At 61.5% G+C, this 17213-nt stretch carries 19 protein-coding genes; 10 read left to right on the forward strand and 9 right to left on the reverse strand.

The features are described 5' to 3' along the window. Positions 1 to 32: 32 nt before the first annotated feature. Both N2A98_RS07650 and N2A98_RS07655 read left to right on the forward strand, forming a co-directional pair. On the forward strand, positions 33 to 482 hold the full coding sequence (locus tag N2A98_RS07650; protein WP_003172524.1) for a YcgN family cysteine cluster protein: 450 nt from the start codon (positions 33 to 35) through the stop codon (positions 480 to 482). Between the two features lie 13 nt (positions 483 to 495). Beyond that, positions 496 to 1716 carry a hypothetical protein gene (locus N2A98_RS07655; protein ID WP_275623219.1) on the forward strand — a complete coding sequence of 407 codons (1221 nt, stop codon included), beginning with the start codon at positions 496 to 498 and terminating at the stop codon, positions 1714 to 1716. A 130-nt stretch (positions 1717 to 1846) separates the two neighbouring features. On the opposite strand, the gene N2A98_RS07660 is transcribed toward N2A98_RS07655, so the two are convergent. The 4 genes from N2A98_RS07660 to N2A98_RS07675 form a co-directional block, all read right to left on the reverse strand. Beyond that, on the reverse strand, positions 1847 to 2197 hold the full coding sequence (locus N2A98_RS07660; RefSeq protein ID WP_032892871.1) for a DUF2892 domain-containing protein: 351 nt from the start codon (positions 2195 to 2197) through the stop codon (positions 1847 to 1849). A 67-nt stretch (positions 2198 to 2264) separates the two neighbouring features. Beyond that, the gene (locus tag N2A98_RS07665; RefSeq protein ID WP_003189607.1) at positions 2265 to 2732 is read right to left on the reverse strand and encodes an RNA methyltransferase; all 468 of its coding nucleotides are present in this window, start codon (positions 2730 to 2732) and stop codon (positions 2265 to 2267) included. A 186-nt stretch (positions 2733 to 2918) separates the two neighbouring features. Continuing rightward, on the reverse strand, positions 2919 to 3293 hold the full coding sequence (locus N2A98_RS07670; protein WP_003189609.1) for a YajD family HNH nuclease: 375 nt from the start codon (positions 3291 to 3293) through the stop codon (positions 2919 to 2921). Positions 3294 to 3382: 89 nt separating this feature from the next. Beyond that, positions 3383 to 4069 carry a hypothetical protein gene (locus N2A98_RS07675; RefSeq protein WP_003189610.1) on the reverse strand — a complete coding sequence of 229 codons (687 nt, stop codon included), beginning with the start codon at positions 4067 to 4069 and terminating at the stop codon, positions 3383 to 3385. A 78-nt stretch (positions 4070 to 4147) separates the two neighbouring features. Between N2A98_RS07675 and N2A98_RS07680 the strand changes: the two genes are divergently transcribed. After that, positions 4148 to 4429: a hypothetical protein gene (locus N2A98_RS07680; RefSeq protein ID WP_032892870.1), complete on the forward strand. Its 282-nt coding sequence runs from the start codon at positions 4148 to 4150 to the stop codon at positions 4427 to 4429. Here the strand turns inward: N2A98_RS07680 and N2A98_RS07685 are convergent. Beyond that, positions 4426 to 6468 carry a S9 family peptidase gene (locus N2A98_RS07685; RefSeq protein ID WP_275623220.1) on the reverse strand — a complete coding sequence of 681 codons (2043 nt, stop codon included), beginning with the start codon at positions 6466 to 6468 and terminating at the stop codon, positions 4426 to 4428. The two genes, N2A98_RS07680 and N2A98_RS07685, sit on opposite strands and share 4 nt — an antisense overlap. 24 nt (positions 6469 to 6492) lie before the next feature. Here N2A98_RS07685 and N2A98_RS07690 point away from each other — a divergent pair, with 24 nt between their 5' ends. Genes N2A98_RS07690 through N2A98_RS07700 form a run of 3 tightly spaced genes read left to right on the forward strand, consistent with a single transcriptional unit; the run spans position 6493 to position 8380 of the window. Next, positions 6493 to 7020 (forward strand): hypothetical protein, encoded by a 528-nt coding sequence (locus N2A98_RS07690; protein ID WP_019818257.1) that lies wholly within the window; start codon positions 6493 to 6495, stop codon positions 7018 to 7020. A 30-nt stretch (positions 7021 to 7050) separates the two neighbouring features. Continuing rightward, positions 7051 to 7827, forward strand: coding sequence for a class II glutamine amidotransferase (locus N2A98_RS07695; protein WP_003189615.1), 777 nt, complete (start codon positions 7051 to 7053; stop codon positions 7825 to 7827). A gap of 10 nt (positions 7828 to 7837) precedes the next feature. After that, the gene (locus N2A98_RS07700) at positions 7838 to 8380 is read left to right on the forward strand and encodes a DUF2937 family protein (protein WP_047710321.1); all 543 of its coding nucleotides are present in this window, start codon (positions 7838 to 7840) and stop codon (positions 8378 to 8380) included. A 645-nt stretch (positions 8381 to 9025) separates the two neighbouring features. On the opposite strand, the gene N2A98_RS07705 is transcribed toward N2A98_RS07700, so the two are convergent. Beyond that, complete coding sequence (locus N2A98_RS07705) at positions 9026 to 9946, reverse strand: LysR family transcriptional regulator (RefSeq protein ID WP_044272889.1); 921 nt, start codon at positions 9944 to 9946, stop codon at positions 9026 to 9028. Between the two features lie 175 nt (positions 9947 to 10121). Between N2A98_RS07705 and N2A98_RS07710 the strand changes: the two genes are divergently transcribed. Genes N2A98_RS07710 through N2A98_RS07720 form a run of 3 tightly spaced genes read left to right on the forward strand, consistent with a single transcriptional unit; the run spans position 10122 to position 12468 of the window. Beyond that, positions 10122 to 10862, forward strand: coding sequence for a 5-oxoprolinase subunit PxpA (locus N2A98_RS07710; RefSeq protein WP_275623221.1), 741 nt, complete (start codon positions 10122 to 10124; stop codon positions 10860 to 10862). Further along, positions 10859 to 11563 (forward strand): 5-oxoprolinase subunit PxpB, encoded by a 705-nt coding sequence (gene pxpB / locus N2A98_RS07715; protein ID WP_069558097.1) that lies wholly within the window; start codon positions 10859 to 10861, stop codon positions 11561 to 11563. Before N2A98_RS07710 ends, pxpB begins: the two co-directional genes overlap by 4 nt. Continuing rightward, complete coding sequence (locus tag N2A98_RS07720; protein WP_275623222.1) at positions 11560 to 12468, forward strand: biotin-dependent carboxyltransferase family protein; 909 nt, start codon at positions 11560 to 11562, stop codon at positions 12466 to 12468. Before pxpB ends, N2A98_RS07720 begins: the two co-directional genes overlap by 4 nt. A 117-nt stretch (positions 12469 to 12585) precedes the next feature. On the opposite strand, the gene N2A98_RS07725 is transcribed toward N2A98_RS07720, so the two are convergent. From N2A98_RS07725 to N2A98_RS07735, 3 genes are all read right to left on the reverse strand, one after another. Further along, positions 12586 to 13764, reverse strand: a complete 1179-nt coding sequence (locus N2A98_RS07725; protein WP_003189625.1) for a VWA domain-containing protein — start codon at positions 13762 to 13764, stop codon at positions 12586 to 12588. After that, positions 13764 to 14609 carry a MoxR family ATPase gene (locus N2A98_RS07730; protein ID WP_003210690.1) on the reverse strand — a complete coding sequence of 282 codons (846 nt, stop codon included), beginning with the start codon at positions 14607 to 14609 and terminating at the stop codon, positions 13764 to 13766. The genes N2A98_RS07725 and N2A98_RS07730 overlap by 1 nt, the downstream gene beginning before the upstream one ends. 213 nt (positions 14610 to 14822) lie before the next feature. Further along, positions 14823 to 15899: a DUF748 domain-containing protein gene (locus N2A98_RS07735; protein ID WP_003189629.1), complete on the reverse strand. Its 1077-nt coding sequence runs from the start codon at positions 15897 to 15899 to the stop codon at positions 14823 to 14825. 127 nt (positions 15900 to 16026) lie between these two features. Between N2A98_RS07735 and cysK the strand changes: the two genes are divergently transcribed. After that, positions 16027 to 17001, forward strand: a complete 975-nt coding sequence (gene cysK, locus N2A98_RS07740; protein ID WP_032892862.1) for a cysteine synthase A — start codon at positions 16027 to 16029, stop codon at positions 16999 to 17001. Positions 17002 to 17213: the final 212 nt, after the last annotated feature.

A 17213-nucleotide genomic window follows, 5' to 3' on the forward strand; every position in this document is an offset into this window, starting at 1 on the left:
GCCTTTTCACCTTCCGATACTGATGCAGAGCCATGGCCGCCAAAGTCGAACCTTTCTGGATACGCAAAACCCTTGAGCACCTCGACCAAGAGGAGTGGGAGTCATTGTGCGACGGCTGTGGCCTGTGCTGCCTGCAAAAGCTTGAGGATGAAGACGACAACAGCGTCTATTACACGCGTATTGCCTGCAAACTGCTCGACCTGAAAACCTGCCAGTGCACCGATTACCCCAACCGCCGCGCCTCGGTGCCCGACTGCATCCAGCTCACGCCGGGCCAGGCCGACCAATTCAAATGGTTGCCGCCGACCTGCGGTTACCGCCTGGTCAGCGAGCGCAAGGACTTGCCGCTGTGGCATCACCTGGTCTGCGGCGACCGTGACGCGGTGCACCACGAACGCATTTCCCAGTCCGGGCGCATGCTCAGCGAAGGCAGCGTGCCCGAGGATGACTGGGAGGATTACCTGATTTTCCGCGCAGGCTGAACGAGGAGTGTGTATGAAGGTGGCCGCCAAGTGGGCAGCGGGCCTGGTCGTGCTGGCGCTGAGCGGGCCGGGCTGGTGCGCGAAGAAAGTCGACCTGGATTACCACATCAAGCTGTTGCCCCAAAGCCAGCAGGCCGAGGTGCGCGTCAGCCTGTCCCGGGGCGCGGCGGTGCGCAGCCTGAACTTCGACCTGGGCCGCGACGGTGACTACAGCGACTTCAAGGCCGATGGCCAGTGGCAAGTCACCGGTAACCGTGGCCTGTGGCAACCCAGCGCCGATAAGGCCAGCCTGACCTACCGGGTGCGCCTGGCCCATGCGCGCAAGCCTGGCGTCTATGACACGCGGATCACGCCCGCCTGGGCGTTACTGCGCGGCGAAGACCTGGTGCCGGCCGCACGTCTCGACCAGCAAGACGGCATCGAGTTGGTCTCACGCCTGCTGTTCGAACTGCCGACGGGGTGGAAAAGCGTCGAAACCGCCTGGCCGCGCATTGGCCAAAACAAATTTCGCATCGACAACGTCTCCCGCTTGTTCGACCGCCCCACCGGCTGGATGCTGGCGGGCAACCTCGGCAGCCGCCGCCTGCGCCTGGGTGAAACCGATGTCACCGTGGCCTCGCCCAAGGGTCAGGGCATGCGCCGCATGGACGTGCTGACGTTGCTGACGTTTGTCTGGCCCCAGGTGGAAGCCGCCTTCCCGCGCCATCCCGGCAAACTGTTGATCGTCGGTGCCAGTGACCCGATGCGGCGAGGGGCTTATTCGTTACGCGATTCGATCTACCTCAACAGCCGCACGCCGCTCGTTGGCGAAAATGGCAGCAGCCCGTTGCTGCGCGAAGTGGTGCAGGCCATCGGGCGCTTTAATGACCACGACAGCAGTGACTGGATCAGCGAGGGTTTGGGCGAGTACTACGCGATTGAACTGATGCGACGTGCCGGCGGCATCACCGATGAACGCTATGCGGCAATCCAGGCGCGGCTGACCAAGGAAGGCAAAGACGTCACCACCCTCAAAGGCGAGCACGTCAACGGCGCGACGCTGGCGCGTTCGGTGGTGGTGTTGCAGGAGCTGGACCGTGAGATTCGCGTGAAGACCCACAATAAGCGCTCCCTGGACGATCTGGCCCAGGCGGTGATGCGGGTGAACAGCATCAACACCCCTGAGTTCGTGCAGTTGGCCGAGAGCGTGATCGGTGAGTCGTCGGTGGTGCTGGATTCCAAATTACTGCGCTGAGCAACAAAACTGTGGGAGCGGGCTTGCTCGCGAAGGCGGTGGTTCAGTAGGCCTATCCGTGACTGACACACCGCCTTCGCGAGCAAGCCCGCTCCCACAATTTAGATCTTCACAGTCTTGAAGGCAGGGATCAGGCTTTAGGTTTCACAGCCTTTTCCGCCGCCACTTCGGCCTTGGTCTTCAGGTTCTTCAACTCTTCCCCAGCGCGCTCGATTTTCGTGCGCACGCTGTTCATTTCCTGACGGCCCTGTTCCAGTTTGTCCTTGAGCGAACTGTGCCCGGTAAACCCACGGGCCAGTGCCACGCCACCAATCGCCACCTGGATCAAGCCGAAAATCCCGCCGCGGCGCAGGCCTTTACCCACCATCATCGCACCGCCGGCCACCGAGCCGATGCGCTCCCAGCCATGCACGTTCTGGGTAGGTTGAGGCTTCAACGGTGTGGCTTCGATGACAGGTCGCAAGGTTTTGCTGTCGCTCATGATCAGTCTCCAATAAGGGCAAGTGTTACTAGCTGACTGCGCGCACGTGCCGGATGTTCCCGCAATCTCAGTACTTGGGGCCCGAACGGGTGTTGTTGCCCTTGGCCAGGCGGTCATAGAGCACTACGTTGACGGTGGCCGCCAGGTTCATGCAGCCGGTGGTGGGGATGTACACCACGTCCTCGCACCAGTCGCGGATCTCTTTGTCCAGGGAGCCGTCTTCGGGGCCGAAGATATACAGCGCGCGGTCGGGGTGGGTGTATTCAGGCAACGGGCGGGCGCCTTCGACCAGTTCCACGGCGACCGGGATGCAGCCAAGGGGAAGGATCTTTTTCAGGTCGTCGATGCCGATCAGCGGGATGTCGTGGTGCACCTTCTTGGTGTCGGTAATGAAATCCCGGGCGCGCTCGTAACGCACGCCGGTGTAGAACACCGAGGCCACGCCGTAGCAGCCGGCGGCACGCATCACCGAGCCGACATTTTCGGGGGATTTGGGGTTATACAGACCGATGCAGCTGTAGCGTTTATTGCCCACGGGGAAGGGTGCCTTGAGAAAAACGGCGATTATACGGGGAATGTGGGACTGCGGTCGGGAACAAGTTGTGTGTTGTGGCAGCTGCCGCCTTCGCGAGCAAGCCCCCTCCCACATTTGAATGTGTTCACAAATCAAAATGTGGGAGCGGGCTTGCTCGCGAAAGGGCCAGGACAGTCAGCCAGGGCTTCAGTCGTCCTTCTTCATCAACCCCGCCAACGCCGCAAACGGGTTGTGCGTTGCCTTGGCAATGCTCGGGCTGCTGGTGGAGCCTTCGCCGAAGTACTGCTGGTCGGTGTAGCGCGAGTGTTCGTTATCGTGGCAGTACAGGCACAGCAACTCCCAGTTGGAACCGTCCTGGGGGTTGTCATCATGGTTGTGGTTACGGTGGTGGACGGTCAGTTCACTCAAGCGCTTGCCGGAAAACTCACGGGCGCAGCGGCCACACACGTGGGGGTACATCTTCAAGGCTTTATCGCGGTAGCCCATTTCGCGGTCGCGCTGGGCATCGGCGAGGATGCGGTCCAGCTTGGCGGTGTGGGAGGGCGGGTTGTTCGAGCTCATCATGGCTCCTGGCTATTATTGGGTGGTTCACGGACAAGGTTGATTCTAGCCGCTCCCACAGGGGATTGGCGCGATTGAATCAACCGCGATCAGCCCTTGAGCTTCTCTGCAATCCAGATGGTATGCCGGGTGCCCTTGTTGCCATGGGCAAATACTTGCACTTCCTCGGCCTTGAAGCCGGCCTTGCGCAGTTTGTCACTGAACAGCTTGTCGGCGCTGGCCGACCACACCGCCAGTACACCCTTGGGCCGCAGGGCCTTGGCACAAGCGGCCAGGCCACTGGCCGAGTACAGCCAACTGTTGGCCTTTTGCGTGAGCCCCTCGGGGCCGTTGTCGACGTCGAGCATGATCGCGTCAAAACCTTGGGGTTCGGCCTGCAGTACCTTGGCTACGTCTTCCTGGCGGACCACGGTGCGCGGGTCCAGCAGCGGGCGTCCGGACTTTTCCCCCAGCGGCCCACGGTTCCATTCCACGACGCCGGGCACCAGTTCGGCCACCACCACTTCGGCACTCTTGCCCAAATGCTTGAGCGCCGCGGCCAAGGTAAAGCCCATGCCCAGGCCGCCGATCAGCACCCGTGAACCCGGGCGCCCGGCCACTTTGCGGCAGGGAATCTCCGCCAGGGCATCTTCGGAGCCGTGCATGCGCGTGTTCATCAACTGGCCACCGTCACCGCCCTGGATCTTGATGACAAAGTCTTCGCCGTATTCGAACAGGCACAAGGCGCCGCCGTTGTCGGGGATTGGGGTGGTGTCCAGCAGAACGAAACGTTTCATGGAAATCTCATTGGGAAGGGCATTCTTGCGCGGTTGGGAGTAGCCTTAAGGCATTCCGGTCAGGCCATGGAGCCATCGATGAAGTGCAGCATTCTAACGGTCATTGTGTTGAGCGCGCTCGCATTGGGTAACGCGCAGGCTCAGGAGTTACAAACCGTACCGGTCGCGCCCACGCCAACCCCAGGCGCGCCGGGCACGCCAACGCCCACGTTGTACCCGCAAGTCACGCCGCCCGTAGCGCCCAAGACTCATAATGGCGCGCCACCGCTGGCGCCCATCGTGCTGCCGGCGCCGCCCAAGGACCAGACGGTCCCTGGCCTGCAGCAGAACGACAGCAAGCCAAAGACGCCAGGCGGTTAGACCAGGCCGAGGGCCTTGAACAAAAAGGCATATTCGAGGGCGACGTCACGTAGCCCCTGATAGCGCCCGCTCATGCCGCCATGGCCGGCACCCAGCTCGGTCTTGAGCAGCAGCAGGTTGTCGTCCGTCTTGGTATCGCGCAGCTTGGCCACCCACTTGGCGGCTTCCCAGTACTGCACGCGGCTGTCGTTATAGCCGGCGATCACCAGCGTGGCCGGGTAAGCCTGGGCGCGCACGTTCTCGTACGGCGCGTAGGCCTTGATGCGCGCATACACCTCGGGGTCCTCGGGGTTGCCCCATTCGTCGTACTCGGTGATGGTCAGCGGCAGTTCCGGGTCGAGCATGGTATTGAGCACATCGACGAACGGCACTTCGGCAATCGCCGCCTGGAATAACTCCGGGCGCTGGTTGAGCACCGCGCCGATCAACAGGCCGCCGGCACTGCCGCCGCTGATCGCCAGTTGCCGGGAGGTGGTCAGGCCCTGGGCGATCAAATGCTCGGCGCAGGCGATAAAGTCGCTGAAGGTGTTCTGCTTGTGTTCCTGCTTGCCGTTGCGATACCAGGCCTCACCCAGCTCACCGCCGCCGCGCACATGGGCGATGGCAAACGCCACGCCACGGTCGAGCAAGCTCAGGCGCGCATGGGAGAACCACGGGTCCAGGCTTGAGCCGTAGGCACCGTAGCCATACAGGTAAAGCGGCGTCGGCTTGCCGAGCTGGTCACGCTTGACCACCAGGCTGATGGGCACCTGGGTGCCGTCGGCGGACGTGGCCCACAGGCGTTGGCTGACGTAATCGTCGGCGTTGAAGACGCCCAGCACCGGGGTTTCCTTGAGCACGACCTGCGCGCCTGTCGCCAGGTCGAGTTGGCGCACTTGGGCCGGACGGTTCAAGGCCTCATAGCGCAGGCGGATCTTGTCGCTGGGAAACTCCAGGCTGTTCTGCACGTAAAGGCTGTAGGCGGCGTCAGGCAATTGCACCCGATAGGCCGGCACGTTCTCAGGGTGCACTTCGATAACCGGCAGGCCACCAATGCGCAGGCTCAAGGTCATGGCGTTGGCGTTCAGGCTCACGCCGTCGAGCATGACCTCATCGCTGTGGGGGATCAGGTTCTGCCAGTCGGCTTCGGTGGGCGGCGTGCCGGTGTCGGCGGCCACGTACAGCGCATGGTTGATGCCGTCGCGGTTGCTGCGGATAAACCAGGTCCACTGGCCATTGCGCTTGCCGTGGTCAACATCGTATTCGTGGTCTTCGACCCGCGGCGCCAGGCAGATGAAGGCCAGGTGCGGTTGCTCGGCGTCCAGCGCCCAGACTTCGCTGGTGGTCTTGCTGCCCAGTGCCAGCAACAGTTGGCGCTCGGAGCTTGAGCGGTAGCAATGCAGGAAGAAACGGCCGTCGGGCTCGTGGAACACTTCCTGCGCTGCGGTACCGTCCAGGCGATAGCGATACAGTTTGTGCGGACGGTGGGTGTCGTCCAGTTCGCCGAAAAACAGGGTCAGGCTGTCATTGGCCCAGGTCATGCTGCCGTCGCAGTTGTCGAACGCCAGTTCGCTGACCTTGTCGGTCGCCAATTCCTTCACGAACAGGGTGTAAATCTCTTCGCCACTGGTGTCGAGGCTGTAGGCCAGGCGTTGTTGGTCGGGGCTGATGCTGAATGCGCCCAGGGAGAAAAAACCGCCATTGGCCAGCACGTTCGGGTCCAGCAATAGTTCTTCGCTGCTGGCGTCCACCTGGTTGCTGTCATCGGCCGGGCGGCGGCAGCGGTAGTGGCGGGCGTACTCGTCACCGGCGGTGGTGCGTGTGTAATACAAATACGGGCCCCAAGGGGAGGGCAGGGACAGGTCGGTTTCCAGAATGCGGCCCTTGATCTCGTCGAACAGGGTCTCGCGCAACGCCTGCTGATCGGCCAGTTGCGCTTCCTGCCAGGCGTTTTCGGCCTTGAGGTAGTCGAGCACCTCAGGGTTGTCGCGTTCTTGCAGCCAGGCGTACGGGTCTGGCCCTGGGGCCTTGCGGGCAATCGGTGCGGTGGAAATAGGCATGGATAATTCCCTATCTGGCAGACGGTGGCAGGCATTGCAGCCGCGACACGCAAAAGCCGTTATCATAGCCGCCTGTTTGCCAACCTTGCCATGGACACCATGACCGAGAACGACTATCTGACCGCTTGGGGCCTCTACGCCTTCGCCGCTTTGGGCTGCCTGTTGGTGTGGTGGCGCATGACCCGCTGGATCTGGCGCTGGCTGCGCGAGCCCCTGCAATTGCTGATGGCGGTGCTGCTGCTCAGCCCGACCATCGTCGACCCGGTCAAGACCCAGTTTGCGCCGGCCGTGGCCATTACCGCCCTGGACCTGGTGCTAAAAGTCGGCAACAACGCCTGGCGCGCCATTTCCGACCTGTTCATGTACACGATGATCGTGTTTGCCCTGTACATCGTGTTTGTGCTGATCCGCTGGCCCATCGAACGCGCCGCCAACGCTCGTCGTGAGCGCAAGGCTGCTGCGGATGCCGCTTTGGCCGCCGAGCCGGAAGACGACGAACCGTTCCGTCGCCCGGCGCCTGCCGGTGGTATGCGGGTCGAGCCGCGCCTTTAACGTTGTTTGCCCTGCAGCGAGAGCCCTGGCATGTGTGAATTATTGGGCATGAGTGCCAACGTCCCCACCGATATCGTGTTCAGCTTTACCGGGCTGATGCAGCGCGGTGGGCGTACCGGCCCGCACCGCGACGGTTGGGGCATTGCCTTCTATGAGGGCCGTGGCCTGCGCCTGTTCCAGGACCCGGCCGCCAGCAGCGAGTCAGAAGTCGCGTTGCTGGTGCAGCGTTACCCCATCAAGAGCGAAGTGGTGATCGGCCATATCCGCCAGGCCAACGTGGGCAAGGTCAGCCTGGCCAATACCCATCCGTTCGTGCGTGAGCTGTGGGGGCGTAACTGGTGCTTTGCCCATAACGGCCAACTGGCGGACTTCAACCCCCGCGCCACCTTCTACCGCCCGGTGGGCGATACCGACAGCGAAGCGGCGTTCTGCGACTTGCTTAACCGCGTGCGCGAGGCCTTCCCCGAGCCGGTGGACATCGAACAGGTGCTGCCCGACCTGATCGCCGCCTGCGCCGAGTACCGCAGCAAGGGCGTGTTCAACTGCCTGCTCAGCGACGGCGACTGGCTGTTCTGCTATTGCTCGACCAAGCTGGCACAGATCACCCGGCGTGCGCCTTTTGGTCCGGCGCGCTTGAAAGATGTCGACGTGATCGTCGATTTTCAGGCCGAAACCACCCCCAATGACGTGGTAACGGTGATCGCCACCGAGCCCTTGACCGACAACGAAAACTGGACCCGCTACGAACCGGGCCAATGGAGCCTGTGGCGACGCGGTGAATGTGTCAGCCAGGGCGTTACCGAGTAAGGAATCAAGCATGTTGCTGAGCTATCTGCGGTTGGTATTGTTTGCCGTTGGCTTGTTGATCGGCGTGCAGGTGCCGGGGTTTATCAATGACTACGCCAAGCGCGTCGAGGCCCACCTGATCGAGGCCCAGACCGGCTTGCGCGGTTTCGAGTCCACGGCGCAGCAGTTCTTCAACGGTGATATGCAAGCCTTGGTGGCGCATTACCGCGCCAGCGATGACCCGGTATTCCAGAGCGACGCCAGCAGCCTGGGCGCCATGCTCGATCGCCAACTCGAGTTGGACAAGCAATTCCAGGCCATGCAAGGCCCGTGGTACATCCGCGCCCTGCAGGTGGCGGTGGCCGCCGACCCGGATATCCGTCTGGAGACCTGGAATGGCTACAGCTACCAGATTCTGCTGACGCCCGAAGCCATGGGCTGGGGCCTGGGCGGGGCGATGCTTTTGTCATTCGGCATTGAATGCCTGTATCGCTTGATCGATTGGGTGGTGCTGGGTGGCCGGCGCCTGCGCCAGAGCCGGCCCATCGAAGAGCGCGACCTCAAGGGCCTCTAAGTCAGGGCCGACTCGGTCCAATGTGGGAGCTGGCTTGCCTGCGAAGGCGTCGGGTCAGTCTACCCATCGGGCGCTGGTATACCGCCATCGCAGCAAACGCTAACCACGATGCGCAGCGAGTCGCTCTTGATCTTGATTTTGATCTTAGGCGCCCCGTTAAACCACGCTGGCCGGAATTCGACAGGGATTTGGGGGGGTAAACCGGCAGGGATGCCGGTTTAGCCGCCCAGCGCCATGGATGGCGCGTGGCGGCGGCCCCCCAAATCACTGGCGGATTACGGGCACACCGAGCCCAGGCGAGGTGCCGAGTGGTGGGGCAAGAGCGTTTTGCTTACTTTTGCGCTGTTCAAAAGTGAGCCGCCGTCAGGGCGGAACCCTAAGTGGCCGTTACCTAAATAACGGATATGTACCCTGTCCAACTGTGTTGACTGTTAGGCCGTCTTCGCAGGCAAGCCAGCTCCCACATTTGGATCGCGGTGCCTCAGGGAGATAGGCGCCAGCTGTCCGGTCGTCACGGGAGCAAGCTCCCTCGCCACAGGTCCAGCGTCGCACCAAAGTTGTGTAGATACCTATGCTGCGATAGCGGTGGTCCAGTCACAGATGTTCAGGATGACCCAGCGCTATCGCAAGCCAGCTCCCACAGTGTTAATCGGGTTTATTCAGTTGCATGCGTTCTGCACCGACTTCCTCGGCATAGCGCGCCACGACCTTCTGGCACAACCCCACAATCTCCTCCACCAATTCCACCCCCACGCGCCACGACACCACCACCTGCAAGTTCGGCAGGCGCTGGGCCATGGGCAGCATCACCAATTCCCCTCGCTCCAGCTCTTCGCTGACCAGCACCGGTGGCAGCGCGCCAATGCCGAAGCCATCGCGCAGCAACCGGGTGATCGCCGACACCGAGTTCACGCAGTTCATGCGCGGTGCGGCCACGCCATTGGCCTGCATCAAACTCAACACGTCCTGATGCGGGTGTGAGTTTTTCGAGTAGGTGATGATGCGTTCCTGGGCCAGTTCGGCGAGGGACGCGTAGTCGCGGTTGTAGATCGACTGGCTGGCCACGATCCAGGCCATGGGGTGGCTGGCCAGCTCCAGGCTGCGCACGGTTTCCAGGCGCAGCAGGTCGGTTTGCAGGATCAGGTCGAGGAAACCTTTTTGCAGCTGATCGCTGAGGTTCAGCGCGGTATCGGCGATCAACTCGATCTCTACCAACGGGTACAGCTTCATCAGCTCGGCAACCAGCGGGCTCAGCCAGGTGTGGATCACCGTGTCCATCGCGCCGATCCGAATGCGCCCGACCTTGCTGCTGGTGGTCTCCAGGGACTGTTTCAGGCCCTGCATGGTCACCATCATCTGCTCGGCATAGTCGAGCACTTTCAAGCCTTCCGGGGTCAGGCTCACGCCACGCGAGTCACGCAGGAACAGCTTCACCCCCAACTCGCTTTCCAGCACGGCGATGCGGCTGGAGATCGAGGCCTGGGTGGTGAACAGCTTCTCGGCCGTGAGCCGGAAGCTCTTGAGCTTGGCCACCCAGACGAAGGTTTCGAGGAACTTCAAATTCATGGGATCAACTTTTTCTTATGCATGGATCGGTTTTTATTAGTTGGACGTCGCACCGGGCAAACGCCAAAAATCGAGCTATTCCACGATAAGCGTCGTCGGGGTGTCAGGACAAGTTGCGAGTTCTGCGTAAAAAATCCCACACTACAAGAAAACAAAGCCTACAGGAGCGACCCCCGTGAGCCGCCTGCTACTGAACTGCGACATCGGCGAAAGCTTTGGCAACTGGACCATGGGTCTGGACGCCGAGGTCATGCCGCTCATTGATTGCGCCAACGTGGCGTGCGGTTTCCATGCCGGCGACCCGAGCATCATGCGCAAGACCGTCAGCCTGGCGTTCAAGCATGGCGTGCAAGTGGGCGCCCACCCGGCCTACCAGGACCTGCAAGGCTTCGGCCGGCGCTCCATGAACTACACGCCGCAGGAAATCCAGGACCTGTTGCACTACCAGATCGGCGCGCTGGACGGCATCTGCCGGGCCCAGGGCGGGCGCGTCAGCTATGTGAAACCCCATGGTGCGATGTACAACGACATGATGGCCAACCCCGCGCAGTTGCGTGCGGTGATCCAGGCCGTGGCGGCCTACGGCGACCTGCCGCTGATGCTGCTGGCCACCCGTGACAACCGCGCAGCCCAAGCTTTGGGCGACGAATACGGCGTGACCCTGTGGTTCGAAGCCTTTGCCGACCGTGCCTATGACAGTAAGGGCCACTTGGTATCCCGGCAGTTACCGGGCGCGGTGCATCACGATGCCGAGACCATTGTGCAGCAGGCTCTGACCTTTTCCCGTGGCGAAGCGCTGATTGCCAGCGACGGCAGCCCATTGGTACTCCAGGCCAATACCCTGTGTGTGCATGGCGACAATGCCAGTTCGGTCGCCGCCGTGCAGCGTATCCGCGAAGCGTTGAAAACAGCATGAACCCACGCATTGAAGTGGTGGCGATCGACTGCCTGATGGTGCGCCTGTTTGACGTGATCGCCGAAGCCAACATGCCGTGGATGCTCGCGGCTACCGAGCGCCTGCGCAATGGCTTTGGCCCGGCCTTGGTGGACCTGGTGCCGTCCTACACCACCTTGATGGTGCATTACGATCTCACGGCGCTCACCCCGGCCCAGGCCCGGGCGCTGATCGACCAGGCCCTCACCGATCTGCAACCCCAGCCTCAGGGCAGTGGCCAGTGCCATGTGCTGCCGGTGTGGTACGACCTGAGTGTCGGCCCGGAACTGACTTTGCTGTCCCAGCGTAGCGGGCTGACTGTCGAGGAGGTGATCCGCCGCCACAGCGCCCACGAGTACCAGGTGTTCGCCCTCGGTTTTGCCCCTGGGTTTGCCTTTATGGGGCTGGTGGATGAAATACTTGCCACGCCGCGCCTCAACACGCCGCGCAAACGCGTGGCCGCTGGCAGCGTCGGCATCGCCGAACGGCAAACCGCCGCGTACCCGGTGGTGTCCCCAGGCGGCTGGAACCTGATCGGCCGCACCCCGGCCAAACTGTTCGACCGTGAGCGCGACGGCTACAGCCTGATGCAGCCCGGTGACACGGTGCGCTTCGCCCCGGTCAGCCACGCCGAATTCGTCAATCTGGGTGGCGATGACACGCCGCTGGAGGCGCAGGCATGAGCCGCTTGATCATCGAGGCCAGTACCCCGCTGTGCCTGTTGCAGGACGTCGGGCGGTTTGGCGTGCGTCATCTGGGCGTGACCCAGGGCGGCGCGCTGGATTGGGTGTCGATGTCCTGGGCCAACTGGCTGCTGGACAATGCCCTGGATGCGCCGGTGGTGGAAATTACCCTGGGCGGCTTTACCCTGCAGGCCGAGGACTATTGCCTGCTGGCCTTGGCCGGTGCGGATCTGGGCGCCTATGTCGATGAGCGTGCGATAAGCCCCGGTCGCAGTTTTATCCTGCAAAAGGGCCAACGCCTGCGTTTCACCCAGCCGTTCAACGGGGCACGCGCTTATCTGGCCGCGCCCGGTGGCTTTGATGCGCAGGTTGTACTGGGCAGTTGTGCCACGGTCGTGCGCGAAGCGTTGGGCGGGGTGGACGGTTTCGGCAAGGCGTTGGCCGAAGGTGGGCGGTTGGCTTATTCCGGTACGGGCGGCGCAATGAAGGTGCTGGCCAACCCGGATGTGCAATCCAGTGCATCACTGGACCTGATCATCGGCGCGCAGATCGGTCAGTTCAGCGGGCAGAGTCTGTTCGACGCCTTCAACAGCGAATGGGCCCTGGACAGCCGCGCCGACCGCATGGGCATGCGTTTGCTGGGCACGCCGTTGCAGTACCAGGGGCCGTCGTTGATTTCCGAAGGGATTCCATTGGGCGCAATCCAAGTGCCACCGGATGGGCAGCCGATTGTGTTGCTCAATGACCGGCAGACCATCGGCGGTTATCCGCGGTTGGGCGCGTTGACGCCTTTATCCTTGGCGCGGCTGGCGCAGTGTTTGCCGGGGCAGAAGGTGCGGCTGGCACCGGTGGTGCAGGAGGCGGCGCATCGGCAGCACATCAAGTTTTTGCAGCGCTTCAAATAACACCACAAACCAAATGTGGGAGCGGGTTTGCTCGCGAATGCGGTGTATCAGTCAGCAACTTCGGCGACTGGCTCACCGCATTCGCGAGCAAGCCCGCTCCCACATGTGGATCTGCGTTTATTTTGAGAGAAAGCGCATACCTTCTTCCAGCCCGCGCAGCGTCAGCGGATACATCTGATCCTCCACCAACTCCCGCACAATGCCCGTCGATGCCGTATAGCCCCAGGTATCTTTCGGGTAGGGGTTAATCCAGATCAGCTTCTTGTACTTGGCCATGAAGCGCTGCATCCACACATACCCCGGCTCCTCGTTCCAATGCTCGACACTGCCGCCGGCCTGGGTGATTTCATAAGGTGCCATGGCCGCATCACCGATAAAGATCACTTTGTAATCGGCGCCGTATTTGTGCAGCAGGTCCTGGGTGGAGGTGCGTTCGGAAGTGCGGCGCTGGTTGTTCTTCCACACCGACTCGTACACGAAGTTATGGAAGTAGAAGTACTCCAGGTGCTTGAACTCGGTCTTGCACGCGGAGAACAGCTCTTCGCAGATCTTCACGTGGGCATCCATCGAGCCGCCGATGTCGAACAGCAGCAACAGCTTGATGGTGTTACGCCGCTCGGGGCGCATCTGGATGTTCAGCAAGCCGGCATCGCGGGCGGTGTGGTCGATGGTGCCATCGATGTCCAGCTCTTCGGCTGCGCCCTGGCGCGCAAATTTGCGCAGGCGGCGCAGGGCGATCTTGATGTTGCGCGTGCCCAGTTCCACCTGGTCGTCGAGGTTCTTGTACTCGCGCTGGTCCCAGACTTTCACCGCCTTGCCCTGGCGCTTGCCGGCGTCACCCACGCGAATGCCTTCGGGGTTGTAGCCGCCGGAACCAAACGGGCTGGTGCCGCCGGTGCCGATCCACTTGTTGCCACCGGCATGGCGTTCTTTCTGTTCTTCCAGGCGTTTCTTGAATTCTTCGATGAGCTTGTCGAGGCCACCGAGGGACTGGATCTGCGCACGTTCCTCATCGCTCAACGAGCGTTCGAACTCCTTGCGCAGCCACTCCTCGGGGATCAGCGCCTGCAGGTGGTCGTCGAGCTTTTCCAGGCCGTTGAAATAGGCGCCGAAGGCCCGGTCGAACTTGTCGAAATGCCGCTCATCCTTGACCAGGATCGCCCGGGCCAAGTAGTAGAATTCGTCCATGTCGGCGAAGGTCACGCGCTGTTTGAGCGCGTTGATCAAGTCGAGCAGCTCGCGCACCGACACCGGTACCTTGGCGGCACGCATTTCGTTGAACAGGTTGAGCAGCATCAGCGATTACCGCGACGGCTCATGAACGCCAGACGCTCCAGCAACTGCACGTCTTGCTCGTTCTTAACCAAAGCGCCGGCCAGGGGCGGGATGGCCTTGGTCGGGTCGCGCTCGCGCAGCACCGCTTCGCCAATATTGTCGGCCATCAGCAGCTTGAGCCAGTCGACCAGCTCGGAGGTGGAAGGTTTTTTCTTCAGGCCCGGCACCTTGCGCACATCGAAGAACACGTCCAGCGCTTCGCTGACCAGGTCTTTCTTGATGTCCGGGTAGTGCACATCCACGATCTTTTGCAAGGTGGTGCGGTCGGGGAAGGCGATGTAGTGGAAGAAGCAGCGGCGCAGGAACGCGTCCGGCAGCTCTTTTTCGTTGTTGGAGGTAATGATGATGATCGGGCGCTTCTTGGCCTTGATGGTCTCGTCGATTTCGTAGACGTAGAACTCCATCTTGTCGAGCTCTTGCAGCAGGTCGTTGGGGAACTCGATGTCGGCCTTGTCGATTTCATCGATCAGCAGGATCACCCGCTCTTCGGACTCGAAGGCTTCCCACAGCTTGCCCTTCTTCAGGTAATTGCGCACGTCGTGCACCTTGTCCACGCCCAGTTGCGAGTCACGCAGGCGGCTGACCGCGTCGTACTCGTACAGGCCTTGATGGGCCTTGGTGGTGGACTTGATGTGCCAGGTGATCAACTTGGCACCGAAGGATTCGGCCAGTTGCTCGGCAAGCATGGTCTTGCCGGTGCCCGGTTCGCCCTTGACCAGCAGCGGCCGCTCCAGGGTGATGGCGGCGTTGACGGCCAGTTTCAGGTCATCGGTAGCCACATAGGCCTGGGTGCCTTCGAACTTCATCGGTCATTCCTCGAATTCATCAATGGCCTGACTATACCGCGCAGCCCCGGCGACTGTGAACGCAGACGGGGCATTCAGTCTCTGAATGGCGGGTCACATCAGCCCTGGCCCATGCAGGACGTGTGGGAGCTGGCTTGCCTGCGATAGCGGTGTATCAGCGACAGATTAGTTAACTGACCCACCGCCATCGCAGGCAAGCCAGCTCCCACAGGGTTAATCAGCGCTGGGCTTGGGCTGTTCGTAACGAGCATTGAACGCCTGGATAAACCCATTGCGCAGAATCGCGATCACCGCCGAAAACGCACTGACATTTTGCTGATGCACGCTACCGCTCAGCTCTACACGGGTGGCGAACTGGTTTTTACGCTGGTTTTTCAGCACGGTTTCGCTGGCGCCCACCACGGCTTCCCAGATCGAGCGGAAGATATTCTTGTCCTGGTTTTCAACGTCTTGTTGCCAGTCAAACACCTCTACATCCCGCAATAGCGGCTTGATGTAGCCGGTGAGCCGGCCATTTTCAGCCTGGGCTTCGATCACCACGTCACCCGTGCCGGCCTTGAAGTCAAACTTGCCATAGGCCGATGCGAAGTCATTCATGCGCTTGAGTTGCAGGTCGCGGGCGCGGAAGCGGAACTCGAACTCTTCGAAATCGCTCAGCGGATCAAAAGTGGCGTTGGCCTCCAGAGGCGCCTGGCCTTGCAGCAGTGCCTTGCCTTCGAAGCGGGCGTCGCGCTTGCCTTTGACATCCACCACATTGGTCAGGTTATAGAAGCTGGCGTTGACCCCGGTGGCGTTGATATTCACCTGGGGCTTGGAGCTGAAGTTATGGAAGGCGATCTCACCGTCTTCGATGCGCACTTCGTTGAGGGTGATCGGCAACAGTTTGCGCAGTTGCTCCTGCCAGTCGGTGCCTTTACCGGTCTGGGACGCCTGCTTGTTGGCACCGCCATCGACAAAGTTGATCTGCGGGCGCACAAAATGCCCCTCGGCCACGACGGCATGGTCGTACCACAGCGAATGCCAGCTCACCGCGAACTCGATCAGCGGTGCCTTGACGAACGGCACCGGGACCTTGCCGTCCACCTTGACGATTTGCAGGCCATTGATCCGGTAGGCGCCGCGCCATAGCGCCAGGTCCACATCGGCAATCTCGCCACGGTAATCGCCCATGTTGGCGAGTTTGTCGTTCAGGTAGTTGCGCACCAGGTAGGGCAGCGCAAGGTGGATGGCAATCAACACCAGCACCAGAGCGGCGATGGTCCCTAACGGCCAACTGTAGCGACGTTTCATAGGGCAGTTCTCCTTGCTTGTAGGAGATTGACTGTTCTGATTGGCGCAACGTTCCTCCGTCTGGACGCTTGGGAGCACGAGGCATACCCTTGGGGCCTTTCCCAACGCCTCGATAATAGGAACCGCCATGAGCCGCATCTTTGCAGACAACGCGCACTCCATCGGTAACACGCCCCTGATTCAGATCAACCGCATCGCGCCGCGGGGCGTGACGATCCTGGCCAAGATCGAAGGACGTAACCCGGGCTATTCGGTGAAGTGCCGCATTGGCGCCAGCATGGTCTGGGATGCGGAAAGTAGCGGTAAGCTCAAGCCGGGCATGACCATTGTCGAGCCGACTTCAGGCAACACCGGTATCGGCCTGGCCTTTGTCGCCGCTGCCCGTGGCTACAAACTGCTGCTGACCATGCCGTCGTCCATGAGCCTTGAGCGCCGTAAAGTGCTCAAGGCTCTGGGCGCCGAACTGGTGCTGACCGAGCCGGCCAAGGGCATGAAGGGTGCTATCGACAAGGCCGCCGAGATCGTCGCCAGCGACCCGGCCACCTACTTTATGCCGGCCCAGTTCGACAACCCGGCAAACCCTGCCATTCACGAGAAAACCACCGGCCCGGAAATCTGGAACGACACCGATGGCGCCGTGGATGTGCTGGTGGCAGGCGTGGGGACCGGCGGCACCATCACCGGGGTATCACGCTATATAAAAAACACGGCGGGCAAGCCGATTCTGTCGGTGGCCGTGGAGCCCATGGTTTCCCCGGTGATCACCCAGGCATTGGCGGGTGAAGAGATCAAGCCCAGCCCGCACAAGATCCAGGGCATCGGCGCCGGTTTTGTGCCGAAAAACCTCGACCTGTCGATGGTCGACCGCGTGGAACTGGCGACTGACGAAGAGTCCAAGGCCATGGCCCGGCGCTTGATGCTGGAAGAGGGCATTCTGTGCGGGATCTCGTGTGGTGCCGCCATGGCCGTGGCCGTGCGCCTGGCCGAGAAGCCGGAAATGCAGGGCAAGACGATCGTGGTGATCTTGCCGGACTCCGGTGAGCGCTACCTGTCGAGTATGTTGTTCAGTGATTTGTTTACCGAGCAGGAAAACCAGGCCTGAATACTGTAGGAGCGAGGGGGACGCCTAGTTCTTGCTCGCGAAAAACCTGAGAGCACCACATTGAACCAGTAAGCCCGCGTTATCGTTGACGTTCTTCGCGAGCAAGCTCGCTCCTACAAGGGTTGCGGGGGGTTGATACAGGTCAGTCTGTTTTCCTGGGTCTTCTGCATAATGGCTCAAGTGTTTATCATGGCCGGCTGTTACGTCTGGTT

The sequence above is a fragment of the Pseudomonas sp. FJ2-5-13 genome (assembly GCF_029201605.1).
In the GTDB taxonomy this organism is placed as follows: domain Bacteria; phylum Pseudomonadota; class Gammaproteobacteria; order Pseudomonadales; family Pseudomonadaceae; genus Aquipseudomonas; species Aquipseudomonas lactis.